Consider the following 16,876-nt stretch of genomic DNA (forward strand, 5'->3'; position numbering starts at 1 on the left):
GAGATGATTTCCGAGCTGGAGCTGACCGGTGAGTTCGGGCCGGAGCACACCGCGGAGGCGGTGGGCGGCTTCGACCGGAAGCCCGCGTCCGGACGTCGGGGCGGGCACGGCCTGCTGTGGGGCTCGGCCGGAGCACTGGCCGCGTCCGCGGTGTGGGCGACGGCCGTCTTCGCGTACGGCATCGGCGGCGACCGGAAGCCGGACACGCACGGCTACCAGGTGGGCGGGCGCTCGTGTTCGGTGATGCAGATGACGGCGCTGACCGCGTCCGTGGGGAAGCGGGCCGAGGCCCCGTCGCTCCTGCCGGGGACGATCGAAACCCCGGCGCTCGACAGCGTCTCGTGCACCATGTCCCTCGCCTCGCCGGACGCCCCGGCCGAGAACGACCACGGCTGGAGCTACCGGCTCCACGTGGGGATGTCGGTCGAGCTGCACAAGGAGACCGACCCCCTGCCCGAATTCGACGCCCGCAAGGATTCGTCGGTCTGGGGAAACGATGCGGAGCGGTCGGAGCTGGTGCCCGGCCTCGGGGACCGGGCCTACCTGCTGGTCGTGGACGAGCAGACCTCGGAGCTGAGGGTGGTGGAGGGCGGTGCCGTCATCAAGCTCTCCATCGCCGCCTCCATGGACTACGCGTCGGCCGACGAGGGCGGGGAACCGCCGCGCGGTGAGCCCGATCCGCCAGCTGTGGAGCCCTACCACGCCGACCTGATCACTGACATGCGCGATGTGATGAAGAAGCTGAAAACGGCCTGAGCGCCGCTGGACACACGCGGAAGCGGCCGCCCCCTCTCCTCGGGGGCGGCCGCTTCGCCGTTGGAGGCCGTGACCGGAATCGAACCGGTGTAACTCGAGTTGCAGTCGAGCCCCTGAGCCTCTCGGGCACACGGCCGGGTGTTGCTGTTGTGTCCTCGACGTTAGGGGGCGCGGGGAGCGGACCACAAGGGAAGCGGCCGGTACGCAATACGACTGCCATACGCCGTTCACGCCCCGGGGCCTTCGGCCTACGACCAAGGGACGACGCCGGGCAGGCCCAGCGACAGGGCTCAAACCGCCCCACGCCCCTTACCCTGGGGCAATGACCGCCCCCGAACAGCGTGACGGCACCGATGCCGCGCGCCCCGCGCCGACCGAGCTGCCGCACGACCTGCGGGGCGGCCCCACCGACCCCGCCACCGGACTGCCCGCAGACCTCCCCACCGACCTCAAGACCGGCATACCCGGGGACCTGCGGCCGGGGATGCCGGACGCCCTGCCCGACGATCTGGCCGGGGCGGTCGCGGGGGCGGCCGCCGAGGGCGTGCTCGGGCGCACCTACCGGGCGCTGAGCATCGGCATCGTCTCCGTGGTGTTCCTCATCGCGTTCGAGGCCACGGCGGTCGGCACGGCGATGCCGGTGGCCGCCCGGGAGCTGCACGGCATCCCGCTCTACGCGTTCGCCTTCTCCGCGTACTTCACCACCAGCCTCTTCGCCATGGTCCTCTCCGGCCAGTGGGCCGACCGGCGCGGACCGCTCCAGCCGCTCGCCACCGGGATCACCGCCTTCGGCGCGGGGCTGCTGCTCTCCGGGGCGGCGGGCTCCATGTGGGTCTTCATCGCGGGCCGGGCGGTCCAGGGGCTCGGCGGCGGGCTGGTGATCGTCGCCCTGTACGTGGTGATCGGGCGGGCTTACCCCGAACGCATCCGGCCCGCCATCATGGCCGCTTTCGCCGCGAGCTGGGTGATCCCGTCCGTGGTCGGGCCGCTGGCCGCCGGCACGGTGACCGAGCACCTCGGCTGGCGCTGGGTCTTCGTCGGCATTCCCGCCCTGATCGTGATCCCGCTGGCGCTGGCCCTTCCGCAGATCCGCCGGATGGCCTCGGGGCCCGCGGACCCGGACGCGCCGCCGCCACCGTACGACCGCCGCCGCATCCGCCTCGCGCTGGGCATCTCGGCGGGGGCCGGGCTGCTCCAGTACGCGGGCCAGGAGCTGAACTGGCTCGCGGTGCTGCCCGCCGCCGCGGGTGTCGCGCTGCTGGTGCCCGCGGTACGGGGCCTGCTGCCCACCGGGACCGTACGGGCGGCGCGCGGGCTGCCGTCGGTGATCCTGCTGCGCGGGGTCGCGGCCGGTTCGTTCATCGCCGCGGAGTCCTTCGTACCGCTGATGCTGGTCACCCAGCGCGGCCTGACCCCGACCATGGCCGGGCTCTCGCTGGCGGTGGGCGGCGCGACCTGGGCGCTCGGCTCGTACGTCCAGTCCCGGCCGCGCCTGGAGCCGTACCGGGAGCGGCTGATGGTGAGCGGGATGGTGCTGGTGGCCGCGTCCATCGCCGTCGCCCCCACCGTACTGATCCCGGCCGTCCCGGTCTGGATCGTCGCCGTGGCCTGGGCCTTCGGCTGCTTCGGCATGGGCATGGTGATCGCCTCCACCAGCGTGCTGCTGCTGAAGCTCTCGGCCCCCGAGGAGGCGGGCTCCAACTCCGCCGCCCTCCAGATCTCCGACGGCCTCTCCAACGTCCTGCTGCTGGCGACGGGCGGTGCGGCCTTCGCGGCGCTCGGCGGCGGCGCGATGGGCGCGGCGGCGCACGGCACGGTGGAGTCCGGCGCCACGGGCTCGCACCCGGTGGCGTTCGCGGCGGTGTTCCTGCCGATGGCGGTGGTCGCGGTGGTGGGGGCGTGGGTGGCTACGCGGGTGCGGGAGAAGTAGCGGTACCGCGTGGTACCTGAGCGGGCATGGTGTCCCTCGCCCGCACCACGGCCGGGTCGGCAACAAGTAGCCGCACCTGTGAAGAGCGTCTCAACGGACTCGAACCGCGACTCGTTCGTACGGGTTCTCAGCCGGGCCCCCGGTAGGGTGGCCCGGTTGTCGTATCGCGGGCCGGGTCCTTCGGGCCGGGTCCGGTAGCGGCAGCGACCCACGTACCCGAGCGCCCCGAACCGGAGACCGTGACTACTACCACCGCCTCCCACCACCTCTCACCCGCCTTTCCCGGCCGCGCCCCCTGGGGCACCGCCGGCAAGCTGCGAGCCTGGCAGCAGGGCGCCATGGAGAGGTACATCCAGGAGCAGCCGCGCGACTTCCTCGCCGTCGCGACGCCCGGCGCGGGCAAGACCACGTTCGCGCTGACCCTCGCGTCGTGGCTGCTGCACCACCACGTCGTCCAGCAGATCACCGTGGTCGCCCCCACCGAGCACCTCAAGAAGCAGTGGGCGGAGGCGGCCGCCCGGATAGGGATCAAGCTCGACCCGGAGTACAGCGCCGGCCCGCTGAGCAAGGAGTACCACGGCGTCGCCGTCACCTACGCGGGTGTCGGCGTCCGCCCGATGCTGCACCGCAACCGGTGCGAGCAGCGCAAGACCCTGGTCATCCTCGACGAGATCCACCACGCCGGTGACTCGAAGTCCTGGGGCGAGGCCTGCCAGGAGGCGTTCGACCCGGCGACCCGCCGGCTCGCGCTGACCGGTACGCCGTTCAGGTCGGACACCAACCCGATCCCCTTCGTCGCGTACGAGGAGGGCAACGACGGCATCCGCCGCTCCTCCGCCGACTACACCTACGGCTACGGCAACGCCCTCGCCGACGGCGTGGTCCGTCCCGTGATCTTCCTCAGCTACAGCGGCAACATGCGCTGGCGCACCAAGGCCGGGGACGAGATCGCGGCCCGGCTCGGCGAGCCGATGACCAAGGACGCCATCGGCCAGGCCTGGCGCACCGCACTGGCGCCCACCGGTGACTGGATCCCCAACGTCCTGAGCGCCGCCGACAAGCGGCTCACCGAGGTCCGCAAGGGCATCCCGGACGCTGGCGGGCTCGTCATCGCGACGGACCAGGACTCGGCACGCGCGTACGCCAAGATCCTCAAGAAGGTCACCGGTGAGACGCCGACCGTCGTCCTCTCCGACGAGAAGGCCGCCTCGAAGAAGATCGACAAGTTCAGCGCGGACGAGTCGCGCTGGATGGTCGCGGTGCGGATGGTGTCCGAGGGTGTCGACGTGCCACGGCTGGCCGTCGGCGTGTACGCCACCACCATCTCGACGCCTCTCTTCTTCGCCCAGGCCGTCGGCCGCTTCGTGCGCTCCCGCAGGCGCGGTGAGACGGCCTCCGTCTTCGTACCGACGATCCCGATGCTCCTCGACTTCGCCAACGAGATGGAGGTCGAGCGGGACCACGTACTCGACAAGCCGAAGAAGGGCAGCGACGAGGAGAACCCGTTCTCGGAGGAGGACAAGCTCCTCGCCGACGCCGAGAGGCTGGAGGACGAGGAGACCGAGGAGCAACTGCCCTTCGAGGCGCTGGAGTCCGACGCCGTCTTCGACCGGGTGCTGTACGACGGCGCCGAGTTCGGTATGCAGGCCCACCCCGGCTCCGAGGAGGAGCAGGACTACCTCGGCATCCCGGGCCTCCTGGAGCCGGACCAGGTCCAGCTCCTCCTCCAGAAGCGGCAGAGCCGGCAGATCGCGCACAGCCGCCAGAAGCCGGCCGAGGAGGCCGACCTCCTGGAGAAGCCGGCCGACGCCCGCCCCGTGGTCACGCACAAGCAGCTGCTGAGCCTGCGCAAGCAGCTCAACACGATGGTCTCCGCCTACACCCACCAGAGCGGCAAGCCCCACGGGGTGATCCACACCGAACTGCGCCGCGTCTGCGGCGGCCCGCCGAGCGCCGAGGCGACGGCCCACCAGATCCAGCTGCGGATCGCGAAGGTCCAGGAGTGGGCGACCCGGATGACGTGAGCGGGCCCGCGCGGAAGTGTCCGCACGTAGCGAGGTGAGGGAGGGCGGGACGCGTATCCGTACGCGTTCCGCCCTCTCGTCCGTTCGGAGGCCGTCAGCCCTTCGCGGGCTCGGGCACCTGCGCGGGGAGCGCGGCCTCGTCCGCACAGCCGAGCTGCTCGGCCATGGCTCGGGACACGTCGTTGAGGATGGTCATACGGTCATCCGGGGGAGAGGCGGGGGCCAGCTGGCCCGGCGAGGAGTACATCCTCGCCCTTATGTATGGGGATGTGCCATCGGGCCCGTCGGTCGAGCAGGCGAAGTACAGATTGGCCCCACTGTCGCCGTTGACCTCGGCGTAGGAGCCCAGAGGGAAGATAAGTCGGCTCCTCTCTCCGCGTCGCGCTTCCTCCTCCGGGTCCGGGTGGTTCTTGTTGGGCTCGAACTCTATTCTGAGCAGAGGGATTCCACTGTCGCTGTCCGCCTTGTAGATGTTGCATATGTTGCGTTCTTTGACGCCTCCGTGGAGCCTTTTTGCTGCCAGCTCCAGAGAGAACTTGTTCGAATCGCCTCGTGCGTTGGTGCCGGTGAGTTCGGTGAAGCCTTCTGCTGCTGCCAGGCGTTCGATGGCCTTCGCCGAGCGCGGGCTCAGTGTGCTGTCGCACACCTGCGATGCCGAAAGCGTTTCTGCTTTCCCGCTCTCCTCATCGGTGCACGCGGAGGACGCGAGGAGCATCAGGCTGCCGCACAGCACCCAGTGCAATCTATTGCGCATGACACGATTCTGCCTTTGTGAGATCCGGAGTGGACAGGGTCAGTCCTTGTAGGCCGGGCGTCCCCGATAGTCGTTCTGCTGAGATCCGGTGCCGAAATAGCTGTGCTCGATATCTTGAGGCCAATTCCGGAGATTCGTGTCCTGCTTGAGTTGGGGATTCCCCTCGATGTACGCCATGTAGGCGTCGGCCTGCTGCTGGATTCCCTGGCCGTAGAACTGCTGGCTGGTGAGCTGGGCCTGCTCCGCCGGATCCTTCTCGGCCTTGTCGATGCCCTTGTCGATCTCGTGGCCGATAAAGGTGTTCACCGCGTTTCCGACCGTGTCCGCGGCCAGCGGGGCGACCACGAGCGCGGCCGCCGTCGATCCGGGCACCGGAATCGCTGCGATCCCGCCCCCCACCACGACCCCGGCGCCCAGCTTGACCCAGTCCCCGGAACGGCCGAGCGACTTGTTCTGCTGCTCCGCCTCGTCCTTGAAAGTGGTCTCTGCCTGCTGCACACGTGAGTGGTCGAGGATGCCCCGCGCCTCACCACCGGTCGTCAACGCGTCATGCGCGTTGTTGATGTTCGCCTCGCTCGTGGGGGGATTGGCATCCAGCATGCTCAGCGTGTAGAGGTGCTGCGCTGTCGTGACGACACCGTGCGAGGTTTCGTTCTGACCGAGCACGCTGAGGAAGTTGATGGCCCCCTGCTCGCCGAGGCCGGCCCGTCCTTGGTACTTCGGCGGAAAGAGCTCTTCATCCTTCGCCCGGTCGCCGATCCCCGACAAGCTGTAGTTGATGTCATCGATGTACGCAGCCCCCATCTTGCCCAGGCTGTCGGCCAGCTGTGACTGCTCGTGGAGCATCTTCGGCCCGTCCTCGCTCCCGTACAGGAACGCGACCTGCTCCATCACCCCCGCCGTCTCCGCCGTCCGCAGGTCGCGGTTGCCCGGGATCATCGGGTCCTTGGCGGTCATGGGATCGGCGTCGTACGCGTATCCGGTGGTGGCGGCCTCCAGGGCGTGGCCGAGGGAGTCGTGGCCGGCGATGACCTTGTTGTCGCCGCCCATGACGTAGACGTCGGGCAGCCAGATGCGGTCCTTCGTCAGGTACTTGAGGTTCTCGTTCACCTCGGATTCCTTGTCGACGCCCGCTCCGGCGCCCTCCGGTTGGGCGAAGAACTCCGTCGCGGCGCCGGGGTTGTGGCCGAGGGCCTCCAGGAAGCCGGTCATCGGGTCGCGGCCCCGGTCGTTCTTGCTGTAGAAGTTCAGGTCTCCGTTGTTCCAGTTGTTGATCCACGGGCTCATGTGCTCGACGTTGCGCTCCTTGTCGAACGCCACGAGCTTCTCGCCGTAGTCGTTGAGGAACCGGTCGTCGTAGTCGCCGAACCGCATGAGGTTGCTCATGACGGCGAACCCGCGCGGATTGTTCGCGTGGTCGGTGCCGAGTTCGTCCGGACCCAGCTTGATCATCTTCTGTTCCCAGGACCGCATCGCCGCACTGTCGGAGAGCGTGGCGGTGCCCAGGGCGATGCCCAGGTTCTTCTGGAGGAGCTTGGCCTGCTCCATCCGCTGCTTCGGGTCTGCCCCGTACCCCTGGTAGGGGTCGGCGATGCCGGCGTAGAACTTCAGGAGCCCGTCGGGCGTCGTGGAGGTGGCGAGTTTCTCCGCGAACAGCGGGTCCTTGCCATAGGTGGCGAGCGTCCCGTTGACCTTGTTCAGCTCGGTCGGCGTGATGTCGGCCGGGTCCTTCTTGAGGATCTTGGCGATCGCCTCCGCCTCGGCGACGGCCTTGGCCGCCGAGTCCCGGTCCGCGTAGTCGGCACCCGAGAACCCGTACGTGGCCTGGTCGACGATGAGCCGCAGCGCCTCGGCGGCGCTGGTGTCGCTGTGCGTGGCCTTCTTCAGGATCGCTTCGACCCGGTCGCGCAGTCCGTCCACGTCGCTCTGGCTGTGCTCGGGGAGCGTGGTGCCCTTGGCCGCGCGGTCGGGGTGGATGTTCATCGTGACGGTGAACGAGCCCTCGCCCGTGTCCCTGACCGTCAGGTTCTTCTTCGCGCCCTGTGCGATCGCCTCGGTGAGCTCGGTCCGGAAGGAGACCAGTTCGTCCCAGGTGTCGCTGAGGATGCGGGTGACCGTACGGGCCTGGGTGTGGGCGTCGGCGAACTCGCCCGCGGTCTTCTCCACGAAGGTCCGGGTAACGGTGGCGTTCTCCCCGGCCCAGCGGGCCTTGGCAGCCTTGCCGCCCAGGTTGTCCTTGGCGTCGCTCTTGAGGGTCTCCAGCTTCTTGGCCATCTGGGTCCAGTCGGTGATCGCTTCACCGAGCTGGGAGAAGTTGGCGAAGCGGAGGGCGTCGAGATCCATCAGGCGCCCTTCCTCTCGTCGAAGCCCGCGTCGAGCGTGGAGATGGTGCTGATGGTCCCGGCGATGTGGACCTCGTCCCCCGCGTGGGCGCCCTTGGTGTAGTCGAGGTGGTTGGAGATGTGGGCCGTGGCGTCCAGCAGCGACCTGGACTGGTCGACCCAGCGGGAGGCGACGTGATCCAGCGCCCCGCCGAGCGCGAACCCCTCGGACTTCAGCCCGCTTGCCGCCTTCTGCGAGGCGGTACGAGCGTGATTGCTCACCCGCTCGAATTCCTGGCGGAGCTCGAACGCGGCGTCCCCGATCGCGGCCAGGTCCTTCTGATTGACCTCCAGGTCACCCTGCTGATTGCCGCCTCCGCCTCCGCCCGACCCGGGGGCCAGCTGGTTCAGCCGCATCCGCGTCGACCGCTCTTCGGCGGCCTGGGTCTTTAACCGTTCCCACTCGTCCCATGCCATGGATCTGAGCGCCTCCCGTGAAGCCGGCCACCTCCGGCAGGTGGCCGCTTGCCCACGGAAGGTACCAACGGCGTTGTGAGACAAGGCTGTTCGATTGCCGTGCGAAGAAAAAACATGCACCCGTTCTTCACGATGAGTTAACGCCAGTTCACATGAGGTACACGAAGGGTCACCAACGCGTCTGTCCTCCTGGACGCGCGTAGATGTTCGCGTTTCGGACGCCACCGCGCTGACCGGCGGTTATGTCGTACGGTCGGGTCCCCGCCCATGGGAGCGCCCGGATTCTGGACGAGGGCTTCCGCTGAGCGGACTGGCTCGCTACTGTCCCCGCCATATGAACGCCCCGTGGCAGAGCCGCCGCGGAGCGCAGCCGGTGCCTTGGCCAGACCGGCGGCCTCTCCGTGCGTCGCCGCTGGGACCGGCGTCGCAACCCCCGGAAGAGGACCGTCGTCGCTCACCCGAAGAGGAGAGGGCGTCGTGACCGCGGAGACTTCCCAGACGCTCGACCGAGGACTGCGTGTCCTCAAACTGCTCGCCGATACCGACCACGGCCTGACCGTCACCGAGTTGTCCAACAAACTCGGCGTCAACCGGACCGTCGTCTACCGGCTGCTCGCCACCCTGGAGCAGCACGCCCTGGTCCGCCGTGACCTGGGCGGCCGCGCCCGGGTCGGACTCGGCGTGCTGCGCCTGGGCCGACAGGTGCACCCGCTCGTCCGGGAAGCCGCGCTGCCCGCGCTGCGTTCCCTGGCCGAGGACATAGGGGCCACCGCCCACCTCACGCTCGTCGACGGCAGCGACGCCCTCGCGGTCGCCGTCGTCGAGCCGACCTGGACCGACTACCACGTGGCCTACCGGGCGGGCTTCCGGCACCCGCTGGACCGGGGCGCCGCGGGGCGGGCCATCCTCTCCGCCCGCCAGCAGACGACGGCCGGGCACCCCGGCTACACCCTCACCCACGGCGAGCTCGAAGCCGGTGCCAGCGGGGCGGCCGCGCCGCTCGTCGGGGTGACGGGGGTGGAGGGGAGCGTCGGCGTGGTCATGCTCGCCGACGCCGTACCGGAGCGGGTCGGCCCCCGGGTCCTCGACGCCGCCCGGGAAGTGGCGGACGCCCTGCGGTAGCTCCCGGCGCGGGGGTGGGGCGGGGAGCTCGGCGGGCCCCTGCGGCAGTTGTCCGGCGGGGCGTACGCCCGGCGCGTTCCCGGCGGCGCCAGGCGTGAGGCCGGGGGCGTACGCCTGGCGCGTTCCCACCGGTGCGCGGCGGCTAGATTGGACGCGTGCTCACTCGTCTCTCGCGCCCCCGCGCGCTCGCCCTCTGCGCGCTGCCCGTCCTCGCCCTGTTCGGTACGGCGGCCTTCGCGCCGCTGCCGTTCACCCTGGCGCAGCCCGGGGTGACGGCTGACGTGCTCGGTAAGGACCGCGGCAAACCGGTGATCACCATCACCGGCGCGGAGACCCGGCCCACCGACGGGCAGCTGCGGATGACCACGATCGTCGCCACCGGCCCCAAGGCGGACATCCGGATCGGCAGCGTGCTGGACGGCTGGTTCCGTACGGACCGGGCGGTCATGCCCCGGGACGCCGTCTATCCGACCGGTGGCTCCGAGCAGGAGATCGAGCAGCACAACCTGAATGACATGAAGGAGTCCCAGAACGTCGCCGTCGACGCCGCCCTCAACCAGCTGAAGCGCGAGCCCGGCTCGATGCGGGTGACCGTGGACCTCGGTGACATCGGGGGGCCCAGCGCCGGTCTCTTCCTCTCCCTCGGCATCATCGACAAGCTCGACGGCGACGGAAAGGGCGGCGATCTCACGGGCGGTCGCACCATCGCCGGTACGGGGACGATCAGCGCGGACGGCAAGGTCGGCGCGGTCGGCGGGGTCTCCATGAAGACCCAGGCCGCCCACCGCGACGGGGCCACCGTCTTCCTCGTCCCGAAGGCCGAGTGCCGCGAGGCGGAGGCCGAGCGGCCCGACGGGCTGCGGCTGATCCCCGTCACCACCCTGGGCGGCGCGGTGGATGCGCTCAAGGCGCTGGAGCAGGGCGGGAAGGTGCCGAGCTGCTGACCTCCGGCGGTACGGAGACCTCCTGAGCCGCCGCCCCGTCCGCCGCCGGCTTCTCCATCGTCCGCCACGAGGGGAAAACCAGCGGGCTCAGCGTCGCCACGAAGTACACCCCGCCCATCGCCAGCAGTGCCCCCGACGGCCCCAGGCCCTCCACCAGCAGCCCGGCCGCCAGCCCGCCCAGCGGCATCGCGAACTCGCAGCCGCCGGTCAGCGCCCCCGCGACCCGGCTGCGCAGCCGGTCCGGGACGCGTTCGTAGATCACCGTCGTCAGGATCGGGTTCAGCACCCCGCCCGCGATCCCGCCGAGCAGCATGGTCACCGCCAGCGGCAACACCGTCCCGGTCACCGCCGCGACCAGGAACCGCGGTGCGCCGCACAGGATCACGCACACCGTGAACACCGCCCGTCGCGAGAACCGGTGCCCCACCGCCCCGTACAGCAGCGCTCCCGTCAGACCACCCGCCCCGAACAGCGCGGTGAGCAGCCCGATCGCCTTCGCCCCGCCCAGCTCGGACTCGGCGTGCACCGGGAGCAGGACGGCGTTCCAGCCCTGGTCGGTGCCGTTCATGAACATCACCATCACCACGACCGACAGCAGCAGCCGGTTGCCCAGCAAGTGGCCGTACCCCTCGCGGAGTTCGCTGCCGTACGTACGCATCGAGACGGGCGCCCCGCCCTTGCGCGGTTCGGCCGATGCCACCCCCCGTACGCCGAGGGCGACCAGCAGGGCGGAGAGGCCGAACGTCGCGGCGTCCAGGAGGAGTACGGTCTCCGAGCCGACGAAGGCGATGAGGACCCCGGCCAGCGCCGCGCCGACCATCCTGGCCCCGCGCGAGACCGCGTCGAAGAGGCTGGCGGCGCGGGGGAGCGTGGTGCCCGCGTGCTCCGCGAGGTCGGGGATGAGGACGTACCGGGCGGTGTTGCCCGGGGTGTGGGCGAAGCCGTTCAGCGCCATCAGCGCGCAGAGCATCCAGAATTCGAGGGCGCCCACGTGGTGCAGCAGCGGGATCGCGGCGATGGCGAGGCCGCAGACGGTGTCGGAGGCGACGGCGACCCGGCGGCGACCGATCCGGTCGATGAACGGTCCGCCGATCAGCGCGGCGAGGACGATCGGCAGGGTGGCGCAGAAGGCGACGACGCCGGCCCGGCCTGCGCTGCCGGTGGTCTCCAGGACGAACCAGGGCACCCCGATCAGTGTGAGCGAAGTCCCCGCGGTGGAGATGGAGTTGGCCGCGAGCGTGGCGGCGAGCGGTGTGCGGTGGTGGCGGTGCATGGCCGTGCTTCCCCCCGGAGGCCGTCAGCTAGGCGGTACGGAACGTCCGGCCGCAGGTCGGCGTCGCCCCGCTCCGGGCCAGCCGGAGGCCGACCTCGACCATCGTCCAGCCGATCCGGGTGCGGAGGCGGGTCCGGGGGAGGCGGAACTCCTGCGCCTCGTCACGCAGTTCGGCGGCCCGGTCGGCGTGCAGGGCGAGGTGGATGTCGGTGTGCATGTCGGCGTGCATGAGTAATTCCTTTCGGGCCCTCGGCTGTTGGGGTGCGCTGATCATTCGGACGGGCGGGGGAAGGCGTGCAGATGGGTCCGCACGACCGCCGAGCCCTCGGTGCCCTCCGGGACGCGGTCCCGGTAGCTCTCCACGACGGCGTGGAGCTTCTCGGACAGCTCCTGTGCCAGCTCGGGAGTGAGCCGGATCTTGAAGTCGCTGATGTCCCAGCTCTGTTGCCACTCCTGCGGCCACTCGTCCATCGTGCCGAGCCAGGTGCTCATCTCCTGGGCGTGCGTGGTGGCCACCTCGTGCATGACGAAATCGATCGCCCCGCGCACCTCCGGGTCGGCGTGCTTCCGGAAGTCGGCGATCTCGAACATCGTTCCCTCGTGCGCCGCCCGCCACCACCGCTCGCGGCCCTTGCCCAGGTCCGGGGCGTCCTCGACCAGCCCGCCCTCCGCCAGTTGGCGCAGGTGGTAGCTGGTCGCGCCGCTGGACTCGCCCAGCCGCTCGCCGAGCCCGGAGGCGGTGGCGGGGCCGAACTCCCGCAGGGCGTTGAGCAGCCGGATCCGCAGGGGGTGCGCGAGGGTGCGCAGCGTACGGGCGTTGATGTTGTGGATGTTCCGGTCACCGGCGGGAGCTGGGGCGGGAGCGCTGGTGGCCCGGCCGGTCTCGTTGTCCGTCATACCTCGACCGTAGGCTTGCAAAGGAAACTTTGCAAGGGGTTCTTTGCAACGACTCTTTTGTAAGTCGTCCCGCCCCCTCACCCCTCCTCGATGAACCCCTCCGCCACCAGCCACTCCTTGGCCACCTCGTGCGGGTCCTCGCCGTCCACGTCCACCTTCGCGTTGAGCGTCTGCGCGACCTCGGTCGTCAGCTTCTTCGCGAGCGGGTCCAGCAGCTCGGCGATCACCGGGTACTTCTCGAAGGTCGCCAGGTGGATGACCGGGGAGGCGTTGTAGTTGGGGAAGAAGTTCTTGTCGTCCTCCAGGACGTCCAGGTTCATCGCCTTGATCCGGCCGTCGGTGGTGAACACCTCGCCCAGCAGGCAGGAGTTCGACTCCGAGACCTGGGTGTAGATGATTCCGGCGTCCATCTTCTTGATGTTGCCCGCCGGGATCTTCATGCCGTACTTCTTCTCCATGCCGGGCAGCCCGTCGTCGCGGGAGGCGAACTCGTTCTCCACGCAGATCGTCACCGCGCCCGGGTCCTTCTTCGCGAGGGCCGCCACGTCCGAGAGGGTCTTCAGCTTGTACTTGGCGTTGTTCTTCTTGCTGATGGCCAGTGCGTACGTGTTGTCGAGCGGGGCCGGCGGCAGCCAGACCACCCCGTTGCCCTTGTCCTCGTCCCGTACCGCCTCGTACTGCTTCTGCGGGTCGACGATCGGGTCCGCGTGGCCGAGGAAGGTGATCCAGCCGGTGCCGGTGTAGTCCCACTGCGCGTCGGCGTCGCCGTTGATGATGGCCTCGCGGGCGCTGATCGAGCCCGGCAGGTTCGTCCGGTCCAGGACCTCCGCCCCGGCCGCCTTGAACACCAGGCCGGTCATCTGGCCGAGGATGATGTTCTCGCTGAAGTTCTTCGAGGTCACCGTCAGCGTGGCGCCCTTGAGCGGCTCGCCCTGCCCGACCGAGCCCGGCGACACGTCGTCCACCATCGGCGAACCGCTCTTGAGCCCGCAGCCGCCCAGCAGCAGCATCAAGGACGCGGCCGCCAGGACCCGGAAACCGTACGTCGTCACCCTCACCGCTCCTCCAGCCCGCGCGGCGTCAGCGCCAGTTCGGCCAGCGAGGCCAGCCAGTCCACCAGCAGCGCCAGCACCACCGTCAGCACCGAGCCGATGATCAGCACCGGCATCCGCTGCGTCTGGATCCCCGAGGTGATCAGGTCACCGAGCCCGCCGCCCCCGCCGAACGTGGCCAGCGTCGCCGTACCGACGTTCAGGACGAGTGCCGTACGCACCCCGGCCAGGATCAGCGGCACCGCGAGCGGCAGCTCCACCTTCATCAGGACGCCACGCCCGGACATCCCCATCCCGCGCGCCGCCTCGATCATGTTCGGCTCGATCGCCCGCAGGCCCGCCACCGTGTTGGAGAGCACCGGCAGCACCGCGTAGATCACGATGCCGATGATCGCGGTCCGCGGGCCGATGCCCAGCCAGATCACCAGCAGCGCCAGCAGACCGATCGCCGGGGTCGCCTGCCCGATGTTGGCCAGCGCCGTGAACGCCGGGGCCGCCTTCCGCAGCCGCCGCCGGGTCAGGGCGATGCCGAGCGGGATCGCGATGATCAGCACCCAGAAGGTGGAGATCGCCGTCAGCCGCACATGCTGCCACCAGCGCAGCTGCACATTGCCGCCGGAGAGAGAGTTCTCCGCGATCGAGTCCAGATGGATGTTGGTGATCCATACGTAGGTGACGACCAGGACGACCACCAGCACCGCCGGCAGGACCACCAGCTTCCGCCAGGTGAACCGGCGTTCCGGCGCGGCCGGGGCGGGGGAGGGGTCGCTCTCCTCGTCGTGGAACGCGTGGCCCTTGACGTCGTGCTCGCCCGGTGGCCGGGTGGGGGTGGCCGGGCCCTTGCCGGAGCCGGGCGTGTGGCTGGGGCTCATACTCCGCCGCCACCCCCCTCCAGCTCCTGCTCGGTCCGGTGGACGCGCAGCTCCTCCAGCTCGTGCTGGTGCTCCATGGCCGTCAGCCGGTCCGCCTCCAGCAGCTCCTGCACGTTGTCCATCAGCGTCTTCATGTCGACGACCCCGATGAACTCGCCCCGCCGCCCGGTCACCGCCACCCGGCCGCCGCTGTCCGTCAGCACCGCCTCCAGCGCGTCGTGCAGCGTGGCGTCCCGGGTCACCGTGTCGTGCACCAGCTGCCCGGCCCGCGCCAGCGAACCGCGCGCCCGCATCAGGTCGCCGCGCCGCAGCCACTTGTACGGGCGGTTCTGCCGGTCCAGCATCAGCAGCTCGTTGTGCGGGCCGCTGCGCAGCTTGTTGAAGATCGACTGGAGCGGGTCCTCGACCGTCACCGTCGGGAAGTCCGCGATGCCCACATCCCGTACGCGCGTGAGGTTGAGGCGCTTGAGGGCCGCGCCCGCCCCCACGAAACCCGAGACGAAGTCGTCCGTCGGGTTGGTCAGGATCGCCTCGGGGGTGTCGAACTGCGCGATGTGCGAGCGCTCCCGCAGCACCGCGATCCGGTCACCGAGCTTGATCGCCTCGTCGAAGTCGTGGGTGACGAACACGATCGTCTTGTGCAGCTCGTGCTGGAGCCGGATCAGCTCGTCCTGGAGGTGGTCGCGGGTGATCGGGTCGACCGCCCCGAACGGCTCGTCCATCAGGAGTACGGGAGGGTCGGCGGCCAGCGCCCGCGCCACGCCCACCCGCTGCTGCTGCCCGCCGGAGAGCTGGCGCGGATAGCGGCCGTGGAACTCGCGCGGGTCCAGGCCCACCAGGTCGAGCATCTCCTCGACCCGGTCCTTCACCCGGGACTTGGACCAGCCGACCATCTTCGGGACCAGGGCGATGTTGTCGGCGACCGTCATGTGCGGGAAGAGGCCGGAGGACTGGATCGCGTAGCCGATCTTGCGGCGGAGCTTCACCGGGTCGATGTCGGTGACGTCCTCGTCGCCGATCCTGATCCGGCCCGAGGTGGGCTCGATCAGCCGGTTGATCATCTTCAGGGTGGTGGACTTCCCGCAGCCGGACGGGCCGACGAAGATCACGGTCTCGCCGGCCTTGATCTCCATGGAGACGTTGTCGACGGCCGGATTCGGGCTGCCCGGGTACCTCTTGGTCAGGTTCTCCAGCTGGATGGTCGCCCCGGAGGTGGCCGAGGTCCCCTCCTCCGTGACGGCGCCGGTCTCGGTCTCGGTCTCAGGCACGGATCCCCCTCGGGATGGTCAGCCGCCCCAGCAGGACGTACGCGGCGTCGAAGAGCAGGGCGAGTACGACGATGCCGAGCGTGCCCGCGAGGACCTGGTTGATCGCGTTGGCGCTGCCCAGCGAGGCGATGCCCCGGAAGATCTCGTTGCCGAGGCCGGGCCCGGAGGCGTACGCGGCGATGGCGGCGATCCCCATCAGCATCTGGGTGGAGACCCGGATCCCGGTCAGGATCGGCGGCCAGGCCAGCGGCAGCTCCACCCGGCAGAGCCGCGCCACCCGGGACATCCCGATGCCCGTCGCCGCGTCGACCAGCGCCGGATCGACGCCCCGCAGCCCCACGATGGAGTTCCGGACGATGGGCAGCAGCCCGTACAGCGTCAGGGTGATCACGGTCGGCGCGACGCCGAGCCCGACCAGCGGGATCAGCAGACCGATCGCGGCGAGCGAGGGGATGGTGAGGATCGTCGCCGTGGAGGTGATGGCGAACGAGCCGCCCCAGCCGCTGCGGTAGCTCACCACCCCGATCAGCACACCCAGCACGGTGGCGATGACCATGCACTGGAAGACCGCGCTGACGTGCTGGAACGCGTCCGTGAGGAGCTGCTGGTGGCGGGTGTTCAGATACTCCCAGAAGCTCACACGCACTCCCTCGGCTCAGTCGGCGGTCGGGTTTCCCGGAGCATCCACTGCCCGGATTCCCCTGGCTCAGTCGCTGTCCTGGGCCGCCTGTTCCACCAGCGGGATGATCCGCAGCGGAACCGGGTTCTCCATGACGATCGCCGTGGAGGCCCGGACAATGCCATCAAATCCGACAACCCGGTCGATCACCCGCTGGAGATCGGCGTTGGAACGGGCCACCAGCCGGCAGAGCATGTCCCCGTGCCCGGTGGTGGTGTGCAGCTCCAGGACCTCCGGTACGCCGCCCAAATGGGCCCGTACGTCGGCGCCTTGCCCCTGCTTGATCTCCAGCGTCGCGAACGCGGTCACCGGATAGCCGAGCGCCGCCGGATCGACGTCCGGGCCGAACCCCCGGATGGCGCCATTCGACTGAAGGCGGTCCAGCCGCGCCTGCACGGTCCCGCGCGCCACGCCGAGCCGCCGCGATGCTTCGAGTACGCCGATACGCGGCTCACGCGCGAGCAGCACGATGAGCCGGCCGTCCAGATGATCGATCGCCACAATCCC

General features: G+C 69.9%; 16 protein-coding genes and 1 tRNA gene. 5 read left to right on the forward strand and 12 right to left on the reverse strand.

Going from position 1 to position 16,876, the window contains the following annotated elements; genetic code table 11:
* Positions 1–3: 3 nt before the first annotated feature.
* Positions 4–756 (forward strand): hypothetical protein, encoded by a 753-nt coding sequence (locus IE264_RS00375; RefSeq protein WP_032759065.1) that lies wholly within the window; start codon positions 4–6, stop codon positions 754–756.
* Between the two features lie 61 nt (positions 757–817).
* Here the strand turns inward: IE264_RS00375 and IE264_RS00380 are convergent.
* Positions 818–892: transfer RNA gene (locus IE264_RS00380), tRNA-Cys, on the reverse strand.
* A gap of 186 nt (positions 893–1,078) precedes the next feature.
* Between IE264_RS00380 and IE264_RS00385 the strand changes: the two genes are divergently transcribed.
* Positions 1,079–2,686, forward strand: coding sequence for an MFS transporter (locus IE264_RS00385; protein ID WP_032759066.1), 1,608 nt, complete (start codon positions 1,079–1,081; stop codon positions 2,684–2,686).
* 239 nt (positions 2,687–2,925) lie between these two features.
* Complete coding sequence (locus IE264_RS00390; protein ID WP_015608852.1) at positions 2,926–4,710, forward strand: DEAD/DEAH box helicase; 1,785 nt, start codon at positions 2,926–2,928, stop codon at positions 4,708–4,710.
* A 94-nt stretch (positions 4,711–4,804) separates the two neighbouring features.
* On the opposite strand, the gene IE264_RS00395 is transcribed toward IE264_RS00390, so the two are convergent.
* From IE264_RS00395 to IE264_RS00405, 3 genes are read right to left on the reverse strand one after another with little or no spacing between them, the layout of a single operon-like run.
* On the reverse strand, positions 4,805–5,464 hold the full coding sequence (locus tag IE264_RS00395; RefSeq protein ID WP_015608851.1) for a hypothetical protein: 660 nt from the start codon (positions 5,462–5,464) through the stop codon (positions 4,805–4,807).
* A gap of 39 nt (positions 5,465–5,503) precedes the next feature.
* Complete coding sequence (locus IE264_RS00400) at positions 5,504–7,807, reverse strand: DUF6571 family protein (RefSeq protein WP_032759068.1); 2,304 nt, start codon at positions 7,805–7,807, stop codon at positions 5,504–5,506.
* Positions 7,807–8,262 (reverse strand): hypothetical protein, encoded by a 456-nt coding sequence (locus IE264_RS00405; protein WP_032759069.1) that lies wholly within the window; start codon positions 8,260–8,262, stop codon positions 7,807–7,809. Before IE264_RS00405 ends, IE264_RS00400 begins: the two co-directional genes overlap by 1 nt.
* A gap of 477 nt (positions 8,263–8,739) precedes the next feature.
* On the opposite strand from IE264_RS00405, the gene IE264_RS00410 reads away from it, so the two are divergent.
* Together IE264_RS00410 and IE264_RS00415 are read left to right on the forward strand one after the other, a co-directional pair.
* Positions 8,740–9,384 (forward strand): IclR family transcriptional regulator, encoded by a 645-nt coding sequence (locus IE264_RS00410; RefSeq protein WP_015608848.1) that lies wholly within the window; start codon positions 8,740–8,742, stop codon positions 9,382–9,384.
* Positions 9,385–9,539: 155 nt separating this feature from the next.
* Positions 9,540–10,328 (forward strand): S16 family serine protease, encoded by a 789-nt coding sequence (locus IE264_RS00415; RefSeq protein ID WP_032759070.1) that lies wholly within the window; start codon positions 9,540–9,542, stop codon positions 10,326–10,328.
* Here IE264_RS00415 and IE264_RS00420 read toward each other — a convergent pair.
* The 8 genes from IE264_RS00420 to IE264_RS00455 all read right to left on the reverse strand — a co-directional run bounded on the left by IE264_RS00420 (position 10,288) and on the right by IE264_RS00455 (position 16,870).
* Positions 10,288–11,601, reverse strand: a complete 1,314-nt coding sequence (locus IE264_RS00420; protein ID WP_032759071.1) for an MFS transporter — start codon at positions 11,599–11,601, stop codon at positions 10,288–10,290. The two genes, IE264_RS00415 and IE264_RS00420, sit on opposite strands and share 41 nt — an antisense overlap.
* A 28-nt stretch (positions 11,602–11,629) precedes the next feature.
* On the reverse strand, positions 11,630–11,818 hold the full coding sequence (locus IE264_RS00425) for a hypothetical protein (RefSeq protein ID WP_032759098.1): 189 nt from the start codon (positions 11,816–11,818) through the stop codon (positions 11,630–11,632).
* Between the two features lie 53 nt (positions 11,819–11,871).
* The gene (locus IE264_RS00430; RefSeq protein WP_032759072.1) at positions 11,872–12,498 is read right to left on the reverse strand and encodes an ArsR/SmtB family transcription factor; all 627 of its coding nucleotides are present in this window, start codon (positions 12,496–12,498) and stop codon (positions 11,872–11,874) included.
* A 77-nt stretch (positions 12,499–12,575) separates the two neighbouring features.
* A complete protein-coding gene (locus IE264_RS00435; protein ID WP_051821953.1) occupies positions 12,576–13,508 on the reverse strand; it encodes a glycine betaine ABC transporter substrate-binding protein in 933 nt (310 codons plus the stop codon).
* Between the two features lie 44 nt (positions 13,509–13,552).
* Positions 13,553–14,422 carry an ABC transporter permease gene (locus tag IE264_RS00440; RefSeq protein WP_015608842.1) on the reverse strand — a complete coding sequence of 290 codons (870 nt, stop codon included), beginning with the start codon at positions 14,420–14,422 and terminating at the stop codon, positions 13,553–13,555.
* Positions 14,419–15,690, reverse strand: coding sequence for a betaine/proline/choline family ABC transporter ATP-binding protein (locus IE264_RS00445; protein ID WP_015608841.1), 1,272 nt, complete (start codon positions 15,688–15,690; stop codon positions 14,419–14,421). Before IE264_RS00445 ends, IE264_RS00440 begins: the two co-directional genes overlap by 4 nt.
* Positions 15,683–16,330, reverse strand: coding sequence for an ABC transporter permease (locus IE264_RS00450; protein WP_015608840.1), 648 nt, complete (start codon positions 16,328–16,330; stop codon positions 15,683–15,685). Before IE264_RS00450 ends, IE264_RS00445 begins: the two co-directional genes overlap by 8 nt.
* Before the next feature lie 66 nt (positions 16,331–16,396).
* Entirely contained in the window at positions 16,397–16,870 is a 474-nt protein-coding gene (locus tag IE264_RS00455) for an Lrp/AsnC family transcriptional regulator (RefSeq protein ID WP_015608839.1), read from the reverse strand.
* Between the last annotated feature and the right edge of the window lie 6 nt (positions 16,871–16,876).

Source organism: Streptomyces microflavus, assembly GCF_014650075.1.
GTDB classification, from domain to species: domain Bacteria; phylum Actinomycetota; class Actinomycetes; order Streptomycetales; family Streptomycetaceae; genus Streptomyces; species Streptomyces microflavus.

Coding starts and splice junctions, on each gene's coding strand:
- IE264_RS00420 (WP_032759071.1), bottom strand. CDS start 11,601: ATGCACCGCCACCACCGCACACCGCTCGCCGCCACGCTCGCGGCCAAC.
- IE264_RS00435 (WP_051821953.1), bottom strand. CDS start 13,508: ATGCTGCTGCTGGGCGGCTGCGGGCTCAAGAGCGGTTCGCCGATGGTG.
- IE264_RS00430 (WP_032759072.1), bottom strand. CDS start 12,498: ATGACGGACAACGAGACCGGCCGGGCCACCAGCGCTCCCGCCCCAGCT.
- IE264_RS00405 (WP_032759069.1), bottom strand. CDS start 8,262: ATGGCATGGGACGAGTGGGAACGGTTAAAGACCCAGGCCGCCGAAGAG.
- IE264_RS00375 (WP_032759065.1), top strand. CDS start 4: ATGATTTCCGAGCTGGAGCTGACCGGTGAGTTCGGGCCGGAGCACACC.
- IE264_RS00400 (WP_032759068.1), bottom strand. CDS start 7,807: ATGGATCTCGACGCCCTCCGCTTCGCCAACTTCTCCCAGCTCGGTGAA.
- IE264_RS00385 (WP_032759066.1), top strand. CDS start 1,079: ATGACCGCCCCCGAACAGCGTGACGGCACCGATGCCGCGCGCCCCGCG.
- IE264_RS00395 (WP_015608851.1), bottom strand. CDS start 5,464: ATGCGCAATAGATTGCACTGGGTGCTGTGCGGCAGCCTGATGCTCCTC.
- IE264_RS00425 (WP_032759098.1), bottom strand. CDS start 11,818: ATGCACACCGACATCCACCTCGCCCTGCACGCCGACCGGGCCGCCGAA.
- IE264_RS00440 (WP_015608842.1), bottom strand. CDS start 14,422: ATGAGCCCCAGCCACACGCCCGGCTCCGGCAAGGGCCCGGCCACCCCC.